At 68.4% G+C, this 15,579-nt stretch carries 13 protein-coding genes; 4 read left to right on the top strand and 9 right to left on the bottom strand.

Features of this window, described 5'->3' with window-relative positions; all coding sequences use genetic code 11:
* Positions 1-139 precede the first annotated feature (139 nt).
* From L1Z78_RS20785 to hemC, 4 genes are read right to left on the bottom strand one after another with little or no spacing between them, the layout of a single operon-like run.
* Positions 140-1,447, bottom strand: coding sequence for a heme biosynthesis HemY N-terminal domain-containing protein (locus L1Z78_RS20785; protein ID WP_234638240.1), 1,308 nt, complete (start codon positions 1,445-1,447; stop codon positions 140-142).
* Between the two features lie 19 nt (positions 1,448-1,466).
* Positions 1,467-2,609: a uroporphyrinogen-III C-methyltransferase gene (locus L1Z78_RS20780; protein WP_234638239.1), complete on the bottom strand. Its 1,143-nt coding sequence runs from the start codon at positions 2,607-2,609 to the stop codon at positions 1,467-1,469.
* Positions 2,606-3,415 (bottom strand): uroporphyrinogen-III synthase, encoded by an 810-nt coding sequence (locus tag L1Z78_RS20775; protein ID WP_234638238.1) that lies wholly within the window; start codon positions 3,413-3,415, stop codon positions 2,606-2,608. Before L1Z78_RS20775 ends, L1Z78_RS20780 begins: the two co-directional genes overlap by 4 nt.
* A 13-nt stretch (positions 3,416-3,428) precedes the next feature.
* Positions 3,429-4,367 (bottom strand): hydroxymethylbilane synthase, encoded by a 939-nt coding sequence (gene hemC, locus L1Z78_RS20770; RefSeq protein ID WP_234638237.1) that lies wholly within the window; start codon positions 4,365-4,367, stop codon positions 3,429-3,431.
* A 112-nt stretch (positions 4,368-4,479) separates the two neighbouring features.
* Here hemC and ppc point away from each other — a divergent pair, with 112 nt between their 5' ends.
* Both ppc and L1Z78_RS20760 read left to right on the top strand, forming a co-directional pair.
* Positions 4,480-7,329 carry a phosphoenolpyruvate carboxylase gene (gene ppc, locus L1Z78_RS20765; protein ID WP_234638236.1) on the top strand — a complete coding sequence of 950 codons (2,850 nt, stop codon included), beginning with the start codon at positions 4,480-4,482 and terminating at the stop codon, positions 7,327-7,329.
* Between the two features lie 66 nt (positions 7,330-7,395).
* Positions 7,396-9,483 (top strand): EAL domain-containing protein, encoded by a 2,088-nt coding sequence (locus L1Z78_RS20760; protein WP_234638235.1) that lies wholly within the window; start codon positions 7,396-7,398, stop codon positions 9,481-9,483.
* Between the two features lie 39 nt (positions 9,484-9,522).
* Here the strand turns inward: L1Z78_RS20760 and flhC are convergent, their stop codons facing one another.
* From flhC to L1Z78_RS20735, 5 genes are all read right to left on the bottom strand, one after another.
* Positions 9,523-10,065 (bottom strand): flagellar transcriptional regulator FlhC, encoded by a 543-nt coding sequence (gene flhC / locus L1Z78_RS20755; protein ID WP_234638234.1) that lies wholly within the window; start codon positions 10,063-10,065, stop codon positions 9,523-9,525.
* A gap of 28 nt (positions 10,066-10,093) precedes the next feature.
* On the bottom strand, positions 10,094-10,420 hold the full coding sequence (flhD, locus tag L1Z78_RS20750; protein ID WP_012204159.1) for a flagellar transcriptional regulator FlhD: 327 nt from the start codon (positions 10,418-10,420) through the stop codon (positions 10,094-10,096).
* A gap of 318 nt (positions 10,421-10,738) precedes the next feature.
* Entirely contained in the window at positions 10,739-11,644 is a 906-nt protein-coding gene (locus tag L1Z78_RS20745; RefSeq protein WP_234638233.1) for a sulfurtransferase, read from the bottom strand.
* A gap of 81 nt (positions 11,645-11,725) precedes the next feature.
* Positions 11,726-12,631 (bottom strand): DMT family transporter, encoded by a 906-nt coding sequence (locus tag L1Z78_RS20740; RefSeq protein WP_234638232.1) that lies wholly within the window; start codon positions 12,629-12,631, stop codon positions 11,726-11,728.
* Between the two features lie 269 nt (positions 12,632-12,900).
* Positions 12,901-14,040: an aromatic ring-hydroxylating oxygenase subunit alpha gene (locus tag L1Z78_RS20735; protein WP_234638231.1), complete on the bottom strand. Its 1,140-nt coding sequence runs from the start codon at positions 14,038-14,040 to the stop codon at positions 12,901-12,903.
* A gap of 338 nt (positions 14,041-14,378) precedes the next feature.
* Between L1Z78_RS20735 and xseB the strand changes: the two genes are divergently transcribed.
* Entirely contained in the window at positions 14,379-14,615 is a 237-nt protein-coding gene (gene xseB / locus L1Z78_RS20730; RefSeq protein WP_234638230.1) for an exodeoxyribonuclease VII small subunit, read from the top strand.
* Between the two features lie 8 nt (positions 14,616-14,623).
* On the top strand, positions 14,624-15,568 hold the full coding sequence (locus L1Z78_RS20725) for a polyprenyl synthetase family protein (protein ID WP_234638229.1): 945 nt from the start codon (positions 14,624-14,626) through the stop codon (positions 15,566-15,568).
* The last annotated feature ends 11 nt before the right edge of the window (positions 15,569-15,579 follow it).

The raw sequence follows: 15,579 nt of genomic DNA, 5'->3' as shown, positions 1-15,579 counted from the left end.
AGGTGCCGTGCGCTCTGCCTGGGCTTCGTGCACTGCGGACAACGTGCAGTGTAGGAAGCGGCAAATCCAAAAGAGTTCAGCGGTATTGACGGCTCGATTCAAAAAAGATGAAGGCTGCCGTCCCGGGGCGTGTGAGGGCTCAGGGCCGGGAGGGGTCGGCGGGCAGCACGACCAGGGCCTGCGCTGCCTGCTTCCAGGCGTGGGCGGCCGCGCCGTCGTCGCCACGGTGCTCGGCCATCAGGGCCAGGCGCTGCCAAGCGCGGGTGCGCAGTGCGCCTTCCTGCAGGTGCGGTGCCGCGCGTGTGAGCAGTTGCTGGGCCTTGCCCCAGAGCTGGCGCTGCACGCAGGCCACGCCGGCCAGGTACTGCAGCCGGGCCTCACGGGGATGGGCGTTGGAGGCCGCCTCGATGCGGGCCAGCCAGGTGCCGTCCAGGCCATCGAGGCAGGACTCCAGCACCTGCACCAGGCGCGGCAGGTGGGCTTCGCTGCGCGGCCCCGCGTGGGACAGCAGGCGCTCCCACACGGGCAGCAGCCAGGCGCGTGCCTGGGCGGCCTCGCCTTCCAGGGCCATCAGGCGCGAGGCGGCCGGTAGCGCGATCTCGGGCATGGCGCGTTCCTCGCTGTCCAGCGACAGCCAGAAGTGCTGCAGCTGCGTGGTGTCGCGCGCCTCCTGGATGCTCTCCAGCACCAGGCCGCGCACCACGCTGGCTGCCGCTGCGGGAGAGAAGGCGCGGTGCTTGGCCAGCAGGCGTGCCGTGTCCAGCGCCGTCGATGTCTGGCCCGCCAGGCGCGAGGCCTTCAGCCGGATGCGCAGCGCAATCGTGCGCCGCGCGGCGCCCTGGGGCAGCTCGGCCAGCCGCCGCAGCGCATCGGGCGCATCGCGGTCGTCCAGGGCCCATCGCGCGGCCCGCATCTGGGCGCCTTCGCGCATTTCCTGCTCCTGGGCATTGCCCTGGGCCGGCGAATTGCCCAGGACTTCACGCCAGTGGCTGTCCCGCTGCGGGCTGTCCTGCAGGGCATGCGAGGCATCGGCCGCTACCATGTGCGCAGCCGCGCGCAGCCGCGCGCCATGCGGCACGCCGGCATGCGCCTCGGCCAGGGATTCCTCCATGGCCAAGGCCGCCAGTGCCGACTTGCGTGCGCGCAGGAAGCGCCCGGCCTGCAGGTGGGACAGGGCTTCGAGCAGACTTTGGTGCATGGCACGCTCTTTTTGCTGGCTGCGCCAGCGCCGCGCCTGGTGGGGCATCTGCAGCAGCGCGGACAGGGCGCGCAGGGCCGCATACAGCAGCACGAAGGCCAGCACGATCACGGCAATGGCCAGGTTCAGGGACAGGTCCAGCCGGTAAGGCGCCCAGAACAGCGTCACCGTGCCCTGGTTGGATCCCGCGAACAGGGCGGCCGCGACGGCCATGCCGAACAAACCCATCAACCACAGTGCAGCGCGCATTCGTCGTCTCTCCGGCCGCTCAGCGGCCTGCGGCGGCCGTTGCCAGGGCCGCCAGGGTTTCCTGCAGCGCCGGCTGTTCCGTGGTGCGCAGGTTGGCCTGGATCTGCTGGAGCTGGGCCAGCACGATCTGGGTGCGCCGCGCGGCGGGGTCGAAGTATTTGTTCACGGCCATGCCCGAGGCTGCCAGGTCGGCGCGTGCCGCATCCCATTGCCGCGACAGCAGGGCCAGCCGAGCATTGAGCAGCTTGAGCTTGAGGTTCTCGCGCAGGAAGTAGGCCTGGTCGGGAGCCAGCAGGATGGCGTCGGGATGATCGATGCGGCTGACGCGCACCAGGTCCTGGGCCTCCTCGCGCACGGCCGTCCAGCCGCGCTCGCCCCAGGACTTCCACCAGCGCCATTCGGTGGGGCTGCCTTCGATGGTGGCGGGCTCGGGTTGGCGCGCCGCCTGCCCGGCCATGGCGCGATGGCGGCTGGCGCGCGGCTGGGCCACGGCATTGAGCAGGGGCATCTCATCGACCAGGCGCGCCAGGTCTTCGATGCGGGTGAGCAGGCCGGCCGTGTCGGTCACGCTCATGCGCGACAGCTTCTCCAGGTCGCGGTCCAGGGCTCGCAGCACGGGGGCCAGCCGGGGTTGGGCTGCGCGTTCGATGCGCTGGCGTGCATTCTTGAGCGTGGCCACCAGCGGCTGCAGGCTGCCGGAGAGTTCGGCCTGCTGTTGTGCCAGCCGGATCGAGGACTCGATGTCCACCACCAGGTTCTCATCGCGCGAGCGCGACATGCTTTGCAGCAGTTCGTCGAGCTGGGTGCGTTGAAGGGACAGTTCGGCGATGCGCGCCTCCATGACCGAGGTGCGTGCGGCACTGTCGCGGGCCAGGTCCTGTGCGTCGCGCGCCAGCGTGCGGGCCTCGACGGACTGGGAGCCCGATTGGGCCGATTGGCGTGCCAGCTGCTCCTGGATGTTGCCCAGCCGCTGCCACAGCAGGCCGCAGGCGATGAGCGCCGCCAGCGCCACGGCGCCCATGCCATAGACCAGGACCGAGGAGCCGGACTGCGAGCCGGCCGCCGGGCTGCTTTGCGCGGAACCGGCTGCAAAGGCCGCAGCGGAGGCGGTGATCGGTGTGTCCTGCGGAGTGGGGCGGTCTTGCACGGCGTCGGAGCTCATGGCGACGATTCTATAGACGCAACCACGTCCTCCAGGGCCGGCCGACATTGCTTGACATATCCAAAGCCCATGTGCTTTGCCTGGGCGGCGATCCGCTCGTGCGTGGCAAGCGCTCGCGCCTGCTGCCATGACTGCCCCGGCATGAGTTGTTGCAGGTTGGCAACGGATTCGGAACTGCTGAGCAGCCAGACCGAGCCATCCGTGGCGGCCTGGCGTGCCAGCTGCCGCTGGGCTGCATCCCAGGCAGGCAATTCGCGCTGGTAGACGGCCAGCAGTTCGACCTGGGCACCGGCCTCGCGCAGCCGCGCCGCCAGCCAGTCGCGGCCGGCTCCCGCCGTTGGTGCAACCCGCGCGGGGGACGTCGCGGGGCTGTCGCCGCGCACGATGAGCACGCGGTCCCCGGGGCGGATCTGCGCGTGTACGCGCTGCCACAGGGTTTCGGATTCGAACTGCGGGGCGTCGGGCGGCGGGCCATCGATCTGTCCGGCGGGAATGCCCAGCGCCAGCAGGGCCTGGGCGGTGCCCGGGCCGGGTGTCCAGGCGCGGGTGGCGGCGGGCAGCGGGGCGGGCGTGGCGCCCAGGAAATGCTGGACGGCGTTGCCGCTGACGAACATCACGGCGCGGTAGCCACAGTCCTCGTACAGGGTGGCGCGGGCAGCCAGCAGGGCCTGCCGGGCACCTTCGCCGCGGCAGGGGCCTATGGCCATCAGTGCCAGCGCCTGGGCCCGCATGCCGTGGGCCTGCAGCGCGTCCACCCAGGCGGCCGCGTCGTGGGCCGGGCGGGTGACGAGCACGCGGGGGGGCATGTCGGCCTGCCGGCTAGGGTGCGGTGGCCGGCCGGGCACCCGCAGCCTGCAGCAGGCTGGCGACGTGCTGCCCGAGGGCATCGGCCGAGGCGAAGTCGGTGACCGTGGCACTGCCATGCACGCGCACCAGTGGCAAGCGGCCTTCGGGATCGCCCCAGGCCGCATCGAGCCGCAGCAGCGCACCATCGAAGGTGCCGTGGGCGGCCAGCGGCATGGAGCAACTGCCGCCCATGCAGCGGCTGACGGCACGCTCGGCCGTCACGGTCAGCCAGGTGCACTGATGGGCCAGCGGCGCCAGGGCGGCAGCCAGGTCCTCGCGATCAGAACGTATCTCTATGCCCAGCGCGCCCTGGCCCGCGGCGGGCAGCATGTCGGCGGGATCGAATTTCGCGCGGATGCGCCCGGCCAGGCCCAGGCGCATCAGGCCGGCGGCGGCCAGCACGATGGCGTCGTAGTGGCCTTCATCGAGCTTGCGCAGGCGGGTGTTCACGTTGCCGCGCAGCGGCTCGATGCGCAGGTCGGGGCGCAGCGCCTGCAGCAGGGCCTGCCGGCGCAGGCTCGATGTGCCCACCACGGCGCCCTGCGGCAGTTCGGCCAGCGTGGCGTAGCGGGGCGAGACGAAGGCATCGCGCGGGTCCTCGCGCTCCATCACGCAGGCCAGGGCGAAGCCTGGGGGCAGCTCCATGGGAACGTCCTTGAGCGAATGCACGGCGATGTGGGCGCGGCCCTCCTCGAGTGCGACCTCCAGCTCCTTGACGAACAATCCCTTGCCTCCGACCTTGGACAGGGTGCGGTCCAGGATCTGGTCGCCCTTGGTGGTCATGCCGAGCAATCCGACCTCGTGGCCACGGGCCCGCAGCAGCGCCTGTACATGCTCGGCCTGCCACAGTGCCAGCTGGCTCTCGCGCGTGGCGATGACGACAGGGTGGGGAAGGGGGGAGGTGGTGTTCATCAGATGTCCCGGGGTAACGGGGAATGCTAGCATGCTGCGCCGCAATAATGCTGCGGCACCGGACCGACGCCCAAGCAAACCGACACTCTGACCGTTTCCAGGAGATTCGTTGATGGCCACCGCCCCCCGCAAGAGCACCGCACGAGAAGACCGGCGCGATGACAAGCCTGTCCGCAAGGTGGACAAGGACCTGCCGCTGATCGAGGACATCCGCCTGCTCGGGCGCATTCTGGGCGATGTGATCCGCGAGCAGGAGGGCGTGGCTGCCTTCGAGCTGATCGAGCAGGTACGCCAGCTGTCGGTGAGCTTTCGCCGCGATGCGGACGAGACGGCGGACCGCGCGCTCAAGCGTCTGCTCAAGGGCCTGACCACGGACCAGACGGTCAGCGTGATCCGCGCCTTCACCTATTTCAGCCACCTGGCCAACCTGGCCGAGGACCGCCACCACATCCGCCGCCGCGCCGTGCACGAGCGTGCCGGCAATACGCAGGAGGGCAGCATCGAGGTGGCCCTGGCGCGGCTGCGCTGGGCCGGCATCTCGGCCGGCACCGTGGCCCAGACCCTGGCCAGGAGCTATGTGGCTCCCGTGCTCACGGCCCACCCCACCGAGGTCCAGCGCCAGAGCATCCTCGTGGCCGAGCGCGACATCTCCCAGTTGCTGGCGGCCCGCGAGGACATCCTGGTGCGCGCCCAGCTGTACAACAGCGCCAAGGATGCGCTGACCCCGCGCGAGCTGGAGCGCAACGAGGCCCAGCTGCGCGCCCGCGTCAGCCAGCTGTGGCAGACGCGCCTGCTGCGCTACTCCAAGCTCACGGTGGCCGACGAGATCGAGAACGCGCTGTCCTACTACGAGGCCACCTTCCTGCGCGAGATTCCCAAGCTCTATGCCCAGCTGGAGCAGGAGCTGGGCAATACCCTGCCCATCCACAGCTTCCTGCGCATGGGCCACTGGATCGGTGGCGACCGCGACGGCAATCCCAATGTCACGGCCCAGAGCCTGGAGCTGGCGCTGTCGCGCCAGGCTGACGTGGCGCTGCGCCACTATCTGCGCGAGACGCACTACCTGGGCGGCGAGCTCTCGCTGTCCCAGCGGCTGGCCGACGTGACACCCGAGATGCAGGCACTGGCCGAGCGCTCTCCCGACACCAACGAGCACCGCTCGGACGAGCCCTACCGCCGCGCGCTCACGGGCATCTATGCACGCCTGGCCGCCACCCTCAAGGACCTGACGGGGGGCGAGGCCGCACGCCACGCCGTGGCACCGCAGAATGCCTACGCCTCGCCGCAGGAGTTCCTGGGTGACCTGCGGGTCATCGACGATTCGCTGAGCCGCAACCACGGCGAAGCCCTGGCCACCCAGCGCCTGCGCCCGCTGATGCGCGCCGTGCAGGTCTTCGGTTTTCACCTGGCCACGGTGGACCTGCGCCAGAGCTCGGACAAGCATGAGGAGGTCGTGGCCGAACTGCTGGCCACCGCGCGCCTGGAGCCCGACTACAGCGGCCTGCAGGAGGATGCCAAGTGCGCGTTGCTGGTGCGCCTGCTGGAGGAGACGCGGCCGCTGCGCGTGGTGGGGGCCGAGTACTCGGAGCATGCGCGGGGCGAACTGGCCATCTTCGAGGCCGCGCGCCGTCTGCGCGCAGGCCTGGGGGCCGAGGCGATCCGCCACTGCATCATCAGCCACACCGAATCGGTCAGCGATCTGCTGGAGGTGCTGCTGCTGCAAAAGGAAACCGGCCTGCTGCGGGGCACGCTGGACGACGGGGCGGTCTGCGACGTGATCGTGGTGCCGCTGTTCGAGACCATCGGCGACCTGCGCAGCGCGGCGCCCATCATGCGCCGCTATTTCCAGCTGCCCGGCGTGGCCGCCATGGTGCAGCGCAGCGGCGGCGAGCAGGACATCATGCTGGGCTACAGCGACAGCAACAAGGATGGCGGCATCTTCACCAGCAACTGGGAACTGTACCGCGCCGAGATCGCACTGGTGGGGTTGTTCGACGAACTGGCCGACAGCCATGGCATCAGCCTGCGCATGTTCCATGGCCGTGGCGGCACCGTGGGCCGGGGCGGCGGCCCCAGCTACCAGGCCATCCTGGCCCAGCCGCCGGGCACGGTGCGCGGCCAGATCCGCCTGACCGAGCAGGGCGAGGTCATCGCCTCCAAGTACGCCAACCCCGAGATCGGGCGGCGCAATCTCGAGACCCTGGTGGCGGCCACGCTGGAGGCCACGCTGCTGCAGCCCACCAAGCCGGCCACGCGCGCCTTCCTGGATGCGGCCGCCTTCCTGTCCGAGTCCAGCATGGCCGCCTACCGTGCACTGGTCTACGAGACGCCCGGCTTCACCAGCTATTTCTTCAGCAGCACCCCGATCCGCGAGATCGCCGAGCTGAACATCGGCTCGCGCCCGGCTTCGCGCAAGCCTTCGCAGAAGATCGAGGACCTGCGCGCCATTCCCTGGGGCTTCAGCTGGGGCCAGTGCCGGCTCACGCTGCCGGGCTGGTACGGCTTCGGCGCGGCCGTCAAGGCCTTCATCGAGCAGCCGGGCAAGGATGGCAAGGCCCAACTGGCCCTGCTGCAGAAGATGTACCGCCAGTGGCCATTCTTCCGCACCCTGCTGTCCAACATGGACATGGTGCTGGCCAAGAGCGACCTGAACCTGGCCTCGCGCTATGCCGACCTCGTCCCGGATGCGCGCCTGCGCCGGCGCATCTTCAGCGCCATCGAGGCCGAGTGGCACAGCACCGTCGATGCGCTGGCGCGCATCACCGGCGACAGGCAGCGGCTGGCGCACAACGAGGCGCTGGCGCGCTCCATCCGCCATCGCTTCCCCTACATCGACCCGCTGCACCACCTGCAGGTGGAGCTGGTGCGTCGCTGGCGCGGCGGCCAGACCGACGAGCGCATCAAGACCGGCATCCACCTGTCCATCAACGGCATTGCGGCCGGCGTCCGCAACACGGGCTGATCGGGGCGCGTTGTAGGATAGCGCCCAACAGGGGTGTATGGCTCCTGCCGGAAAAGGTGGGTGCCTATGGGCAAGAAGACGCCACGGCCGGGCTTTCCGGAAGTGCAGTTGTTTCTGACGCAGCGGCTGGCGACGCTGGCCGGAGTGAACTCCATGCGGGCCATTCGCGAAGGCCTGCTGTGGCTCGTGCCCTGCCTGCTGGTGTCGGCGGCCTTTCTCATGCTGTCGGCCCTGGCCCGGCTGGCCGGCCTGCCGCCCTGGCTGGTGCAGGCGCTGGCCGGCCTGCACAACGCCATAGGCGCCATACTGCCGCTGCTGGTGGCGGGCTCCATCGGCTACATGTTCTCCATCCGCTACCGCCTGCCACGGTTGCCTATCACCTTCCTGTGCCTGGCCCATGTGCAGATCGCGGCCCTGCTGCTGGGCGAGCATCCGCGCGCGGCGGCCACCCTCGTGCTGTTCATCGCCATTGCCTCTCCGCTGGTGACGGTGCCTTTGATGGCCCGGCTCGGCCGCCTGCGCTGGACCCGCATCGCCCGCGGAGGCTTCATTGCCGAGAACGTGCAGGAGGTGATGAACCTGGTGATTCCCGGCGTCATCGTGGCGCTGCTGCTGGTGGGCCTGCTGGTGGGCCTGCAGCAGATCCTCGCGGACCTGGTCGCGTTCGAGCTGCCCGGGGCCATCGCCTCGCCGCAGACGCCCTATCGCAGCGGGCTGACGCTGGCGTTGCTCAACTCCACACTGTGGTTCTTCGGCATCCAGGGCTACTACGCCATGCAGCCCTTCTTTCAGGTACTGGACCAGGCCGTGCTGGCCAATGCCGCCGATATCGCGCAGGGCCTGGCGCCGCGCTGGGCGCTCAGTGGCGGGCTGATGGGCTCCTTCGTCTTCATCGGCGGCGCGGGAGCGACGCTGTCGCTGGCGCTGGCCACGCTGATGTTCTGCAAGGGCCGGGGGATGCGCATGGTGGCGCTGGCCGCGCTGCCGATCTCGCTGCTCAACGTCAACGAGATCCTGCTGTTCGGCCTGCCCATCATCCTGAACCTGCGGCTGCTGCTGCCTTTCCTGCTGGTGCCGGCCATGAACCTGGTGCTGGCCCTGGCCGTGGTCCAGGCCGGTTGGGTCGCCCCGGCGTCCATGGTGCTGCCGCTGACGGCGCCCGTGGTCTTCAACGCCTATGTCAGCACCGGCGGCGACGTGGGGGCCGTGGTGCTGCAACTGGCGCTGGTGCTGCTGGGGACCCTGGTCTACGCACCCTACGTGCGGGCCATCGACCGGCTGCGCGATGGGGACGGCCCCATCCAGCTGCATGCGCTGGACACCACCTTTTCACGTCTGCCCGAGGAGGCACGCATGCTGGCCCAGGATCCGCTGGTCCATGCGCACCAGGCCCAGGCGCTGCGCGAGACCTTGTTCGCCCGCATCCGGCAGATCAGCGAATTCCAGTTCCACCTGGAATTCCAGCCCCAGATCTCGCTGGATGGACGGTGCCGGGGCTGCGAGGCCCTGCTGCGCGCACGCGATGCCGAAGGCCGGCTGCAGCAGCCCGGCAGCTTCCTGCGCTGGCTGGGCGAGGCCGGCCTGATGCGCGAGGTGGATCTGTGGGTGGCGGGGGCGGCCGTGCGCCAATGCAAGGCGTGGAGGGACGAGGGCTTCGTGCTGCCCATCAGCATCAACGTGTCGGGCGCCACCCTGAGCTCGGCCGACCATTGCGAACGCCTGCTGCAGGTGCTCGCTTCGGCACGCGGACTGGTGGGCGTGGAGATCACCGAGGAGGCGCTGGTCGACGACGTGGCCACCATACGCTCCGTCATAGAGCGGCTGCATGGCATAGGCGCCAAGGTGGCGATAGACGACTTCGGCACAGGCTTCTCGTCCATGAGCTACCTGCACCGGTTCGATGTGGACGTGATCAAGATCGACCGCAGCTTCGTCGTGGCCCTGGACAGCGCCAAGGGCGAGCTGGTGATGGACGGCCTGCTGCGCTTTTGCGAGGCCCTGCAGCTGGGCGTGGTCGTGGAAGGCGTGGAGACCGAGCGCCAGTATCGGATGCTGCGCTACCAGGGCGAGCTGCTGGTGCAGGGCTGGTACTTCAGCCGGGCCCTGCCCGGCGGACAGCTGCCGCAGTTCGTGCGTGATCTGGCCAGGCACTGACGAACCCGCGCCGGCATGGCACGCGGGTGGTCGCAAGGCTCAGTGCAGCATCAGCGAGCCGGCGCTCTTGCTCTTGCCGGCGCGTGCGGGCGGATTGCACAGGCCGCACTGGTAGTGGCGCTCATTTTCATAGGGCTCGGTCACGAACTGGCCCTTGCAGACCGTGCACTGGGTGCGTGTCAGCATCTGCGCATCCACGAACTTCACCAGGCGCCATGCGCGGGTGAAGGACAGCAGCGCTTCCAGCTCGCCGGCCTGGATCTGTTCGGTGTAGAGGCGGTAGGCCTTGGTCAACTGCTCCACGGGGTCGAGTTCCGCGCCCTTGGACAGGTACTCGTAGATATTCAGGAACAGCGAGCTGTGGATGTTTTCCTGCCAGGTCAGGAACCAGTCGGTCGAGAACGGCAGCTGACCCTTGGAGGGCGACTTGCCCGCGATTTCCTTGTACAGCCGTATCAGGCGTTCATAGGACAGCGTGGTCTCGGATTCGAGCACCTGCATGCGGGCACCCATCTCGATGAGCATGGCGGCGCGCTCGATCTGCTTGGACTCGTTCAGGACACTTTTGGTGGCTGCGGACATGGCGGACTCCAGAGTTCTTTCGGGCGGATCAGAGGACTTCGGAGACGCGGCTGGCCATCAGGATGTTGGCGTGCAGCGTATTGGTCGCACCATTGCCGATCTTGTTGCTGCTGTGGTTGGTCAGCAGGCTCCAGACCATCTCGTCGTCCACGCGGAAGCTGGCGAGCAAGGTGTTGCGCGAGGCCAGCTTGAGCACCTGGGCCGCCGACAGCGCGGCCAGCAGGTCGCAGGATTCTTCGTTCAGTCCCAGGCGGAACACCGCTTCCGCCTTGTCCTGGCGGATCAGGGTCTGGGCCAGCATCAGGTAAGTGAGGTTGGCTTCACGGATTTCGGCAAGCAGCTGTTCATTGTTCATAGGACCATCCTTTGCATCTCGGCAGCCGCAACACCGGGTGGGTGAAACAAGGTGTTCAACCTGTTGCGATCTGTTGAGATGGATTGTGGAGGAGGGGTCCCTGCCGTTGAAGTCGGGGCAGCTCTGCGCGAGGTGTCTGGTTGTGTAAGGTGGTTTGTAAGATTTGCCTTACACATGTAGCAAGGTTTGGATGACTCAAGTCCTGCCCTGCCTGCCGGGCCCCTGTACGGGAGGGCTGCCGTGGCACCTGTGTCGCATGTCGGCCTTTTGACACAGTGCTGTCATTGTGCAGCCTCCCGGGCGAGGCCATGGGTCGAATTAGCCGCGCTCCACCGGCCTCTTCGGATCACTGCACCACTCGCTCCAGCTGCCCGCGAACAGCCGGGCCGCGGGCAGCCCCGCGATGCGCATGGCCAGCAGGTTGGGCAGCGCGCTGACGCCGCTGCCGCATTGGTGGACGACGCTGGCCGGATCACGGCCCGCGAGCAGTTGCTCGAACTCGGCGCGCAGCAGGGCCGCGGGCTTGAAGCGGCCGTCGGCGGCGATGTTCTCGGTGAAGGGCCGGTTGAGCGCGCCGGGGATATGGCCTGCCACGGGGTCCAGCGGTTCGACCTCGCCGCGAAAGCGTGCGGGGGCACGCGCATCGACGACGGTCTGGTCTGCGCTGCCCAGCGCATCGAGCACCTGCTGTACCGTCACCAGTTGCTGCAAGGGGGCGCGCAGCTCGAAATTGGACTGGAAGCGCGCGACTTCCTCGCCCGAGGCCACGGGCTGGCCCGCCGCCTGCCAGGCCTGCAGGCCGCCGTCGAGCACGGCCACGTCGCCATGGCCGGCCCACTGCAGCATCCACCACAGGCGCCCGCAGTAGTTGGCGCCATTGCGGTCATAGACCACGGCCTGCATGTCGTTGGAAAAGCCGATCTCGGAGAGCCACATGGCAAAGCGCTCGCGGCTGGGCAGCGGATGGCGACCGCCCGAGGCGGCCTGCCCGCTGGCCGCCACGCTGCCGTGCGCGCCAGGGGCGCCGTGCCTGGCGCTGAGATCCTGGTCCAGGTCGGCGAAGACGGCGCCAGGGATATGTGCCTGCAGATACTGCGCCTTGCCCGCCGCGGGCTGGGCCAGGTCGAAGCTGCAGTCGAAGACCATCAGCGGGCGGCCGCCGGTCTGCAGGGTGGCCAGCTCCTGGATGGAGATCAGGGTCTGGAACGAGGTGTTGCTTGTCATGGATGCGGACTCCCGAAATCGGCACGGGCCGAGGCCGCCCGCGCCGCGAAAAACCGATCCATTATGCGTCCGCATGCCGGCTCAGGCGCGCGAGCGCAGCGCGGTGGCGAGGGCCCCGCTGGCCACGATCAGCACGATGCCCGCCCAGCCGATCAAGGGCACGCTTTCGCCGAACAATGCCAGGCTCAGCAGGGCCGCGAAGACGATGCCCGAGTACTGCAGGTTGGCCACCACCAGAGTGTTGCGGCTGTTGCTGGCCGAGGCGTAGGCGGCCGTCATGCAGACCTGGGCCACGGCGGCCAGCACACCCACGGGCAGCAGCCACAGCGCGCGCCAGCCCGGCCATGCCGACACACCTGTGAAGCACATGGCCAGAGCTCCTGCCACGGCCGAGCCCAGCGCGAAGTAGAACACCACGCGTGCCTCGGGTTCGCCCATGCGCGACAGCGTGGCCACCTGCATGTAGGCCATGGCGGCGAACACCCCGCCGATCAGGCCGCCCGCGCTGGCCACGAACTCCTGCGGTGCCGCGCTGGGGCGCAGCACCAGGACCACGCCGACGAAGCCCAGGGCCACCGTGGCGACCAGGCTCCAGGGGAATGGCGGCAGCGCACGCAGCGCATGGGACTCGGGTTGGCGGCGCAATTGATGGCGCAGCAGCAGCCCCTGGCCGATCAGGAAGACCGCCATCCAGATGCTGCTCATGGAGTTGAACGTGGCTGCCGTGGCCAGCGGCAGATGGCCGATGGAGTAGAACCAGGCGCCCATCGAGGTCACGCCCACGAAGCTGCGCCAGGCATGCTCGCGCGGAAAGCGCGTGGCCAGCGAGATGCCCTGGTGGCGTGCCAGCCACCACAGCGCCACCATGCTGACCAGTCCCCGGTAGAAGACGATCTCCGCCGCGTTGAAATCCTGGGAGGCGAACTTCACACACACACTCATGACCGCGAAAACGAACGCGGCCGCCACCATCCACAGGGCTTGCATAGAAATATCGGGTCGGGCCGCAAGACGCTTGCGACCTTGAACTAGGGTTGGGAGCGTGCCTTTCCGGCACCGGCGCGGCGGGAAACCGCAATCTGGGATATGTGCTCGGAACTGTATTGCATTAGACAAGACATTGGCGTCGCCTCAGGAAGCCTTGCGCGCCCTGGCCCTGCCCATTGGGAACCGCAGGTGGCGTATTTGCCGAAGAGGATGTGCTCCAAGCAAACGGCCCGCGCGATGGCGGGCCGTTGCTGTATCGATGCAGGGCTTCAGCGTCCGGGCACCGCGTCGCCCATGACGCCGCGATACCACTCGTGGAAGTGCTGCATGCCGTCTTCCATGGGGCTCTGGTAGGGGCCCACCTCGTTGTCGCCGCGCTCATAGAGGGCCCTGCGGCCCGCGTCCATGCGTTCGCCGATCTCGTCATCTTCGATGCAGGTCTCCATGTAGGCGGCCTTCTGCGCCTGCACGAACTCGGGCTCGAAGGCCGCGATCTCCTCGGGGTAGTAGAACTCGACCACGTTCAGCGTCCTGTCCACGGCCAGCGGGTGCAGCGTGGAGACCGTCAGCACATGCGGATACCACTCCACCATGATGTGGGGGTAGTAGGTCAGCCAGATCGCGCCGCGGTCGGGCAGTTCGCCATTGCGGTAGGCCAGCAGCACCTCGTGCCACTTCCTGTAGACGTCCGAGCCCGGTCTGCCGAAGCCGGGCGCCACGCCCACGGTCTGCACCGAGTACTCCCTGGAGAACTCCCACTGCAGGTCGTCACAGGTCACGAAGTTGCCCAGACCCGGGTGGAAGGGGCCGACATGGTAGTCCTCGAGGTAGACCTCGATGAAGGTCTTCCAGTTGTAGTTGCACTCGTGCATCTCGACATGGTCGAGCACGAAGCCCTCGAAGCTCAGCTGCTCGCGCAGCTTCATGCCCGCGAGGTCGGCCTCGATGTCGCGGCCGTTGTCCTCGAACAGCAGTCCGTTCCACTCGCGCAGCCGGTAGTTGTTGAGGTTCAGGCAGGGGTCGTGGCTGAAGTGGGGCGCGCCCAGCAACTCGCCGCTGGTGCTGTAGGTCCAGCGGTGCAGCGGGCAGACGATGTTGCCCCCCGCGTGGCCCTTGCCTTCGGTCATCAGGTTGCCGCGGCCCTTGAGCATCACGGCCTGGCGGTGGCGGCAGACGTTGGAGATCAGCTCCACCTGCCCCCTGGCATTGCGCACCAGCGCCCTGCCTTCCTTTTCCTGGGGCAGGGCATAGTAGTCGCCTATCTCGGGGACGGCCAGCTGGTGGCCCACGTAGCGCGGGCCGCGTTGAAAGATGGTCTCCAACTCGCGCTGGAACAGCGCTGCGTCGAAGTAACTGGAAACTGGTAGTTGGCTTGCGGCCTGCTGCAGTTGAAGACTTAAATCAGACATGGATGACCTGACCTAAAGACTCCCCACAGGGAGGGTGCGCGTGCGCACGGGATGGAAAAAAACGAAACCGGCCGTTCCTGGACATGGAGGCGGGCTTCACGACTTGAAAAACAGAGGGCGCCAGAGGCGCCGGCTGCGTCGCAGGGCCCGACCGCATGCCCAGGCTGGGGGCCGGTTTGACGGGGAATGGGATTATAGCCTGTGGGGTTATTTCCGGATTCCCGGTACGTGTATTGCCTTCCCGGATGCCGTGAGCGTGGGGCTGTCCGGTTATTGGCGGCGCGGTCGCGGACGGGCGCCTAGAATTGTCGGTTCCCTACAACGCACCGCAATCGCCCATGCCCAAGGCTGCATCCAAGGCTCCTGCCGAGCCCACCAGTTATGAATCCGCGCTGCAGGAACTGGAGCAACTCATCGCTCAGATCGAGTCGGGCCAGCTGCCCCTGGAGCAGATGCTGACCGGTTACCAGCGTGCGGCGCAACTGCTGGCCTACTGCCGTGGCCAGCTCGATGCGGTGCAGGAGCAGGTCAAGGTGCTTGACGAGGGGACACTGGCCCCGTGGACCCAGGAATAGAGATTGCCATGAGTGCCGTGATGACTTGCGAAACGACCCAGGCGGCCGGCCAGGATTCGCTGGACTTTCCCTGCTGGATGAGCGACCGCCTGGCGCGCACCGAAGGCGCGCTGTCGCGGTGGGTGGGCGTGGACGCACCGGCCGGACTGGGCGAGGCCATGCGCTATGCCGTGCTCGATGGCGGCAAGCGCCTTCGCCCCTTGCTGGTCTGGGCCGCCGCCGAGGCCGTGCAGGGCCTGGAGTCCGCCACCGTGCGCGCAGGCTGCGCGGTGGAACTGATCCATGCCTACTCCCTGGTGCACGACGACATGCCCTGCATGGACAACGACGTGCTGCGCCGGGGCAAGCCCACCGTGCATGTGCAGTTCGGCGAGGCTTCGGCCCTGCTGGCCGGGGATGCGTTGCAGGCGTTGGCCTTCGAGCTGCTGGTGCCCGGCCCGGACGAGGCTGCAGGCATGTCGGATGCGTTGCAGGCGCGGCTGTGCCGTCTGCTGGGCCGTGCGGCGGGCGCCCAGGGCATGGCCGGTGGCCAGGCTATCGATCTGGCCAGCGTGGGCCTGCAACTGAGCGAAGCGCAGCTGCGCGAGATGCACCGCCTAAAGACCGGCGCGTTGCTGCATGCCAGCGTGCTCATGGGCGCAGCCTGCAACGAACACGTGGATTCCCGGGCCTGGCAGGCCCTGTCCGACTATGGGCAGGCCCTGGGCGTTGCCTTCCAGGTGGTGGACGACATCCTCGACGTGGTCGCCGACTCGGCCACGCTGGGCAAGACGGCCGGCAAGGACGCGGCCAATGACAAGCCGACCTATGTCTCGCTGTTGGGCCTGGAGCGGGCACGCGCCCATGCGGACGAACTGTGCGCCCTGGCGCATGCGGCGCTGGCGCGCAGCGGCCTGTCCGATACGCGTGCATTGGCGGCCCTTGCCGACATGGTCGTGAGCCGCACCCACTGACAATACGGACC

This window comes from Delftia tsuruhatensis, assembly GCF_903815225.1.
In the GTDB taxonomy this organism is placed as follows: Bacteria; Pseudomonadota; Gammaproteobacteria; order Burkholderiales; family Burkholderiaceae_C; genus Comamonas; species Comamonas tsuruhatensis_A.
The sequence above is the reverse complement of the archived record's forward strand: the minus strand, read 5'-3'. Positions and strand labels throughout refer to the sequence as shown.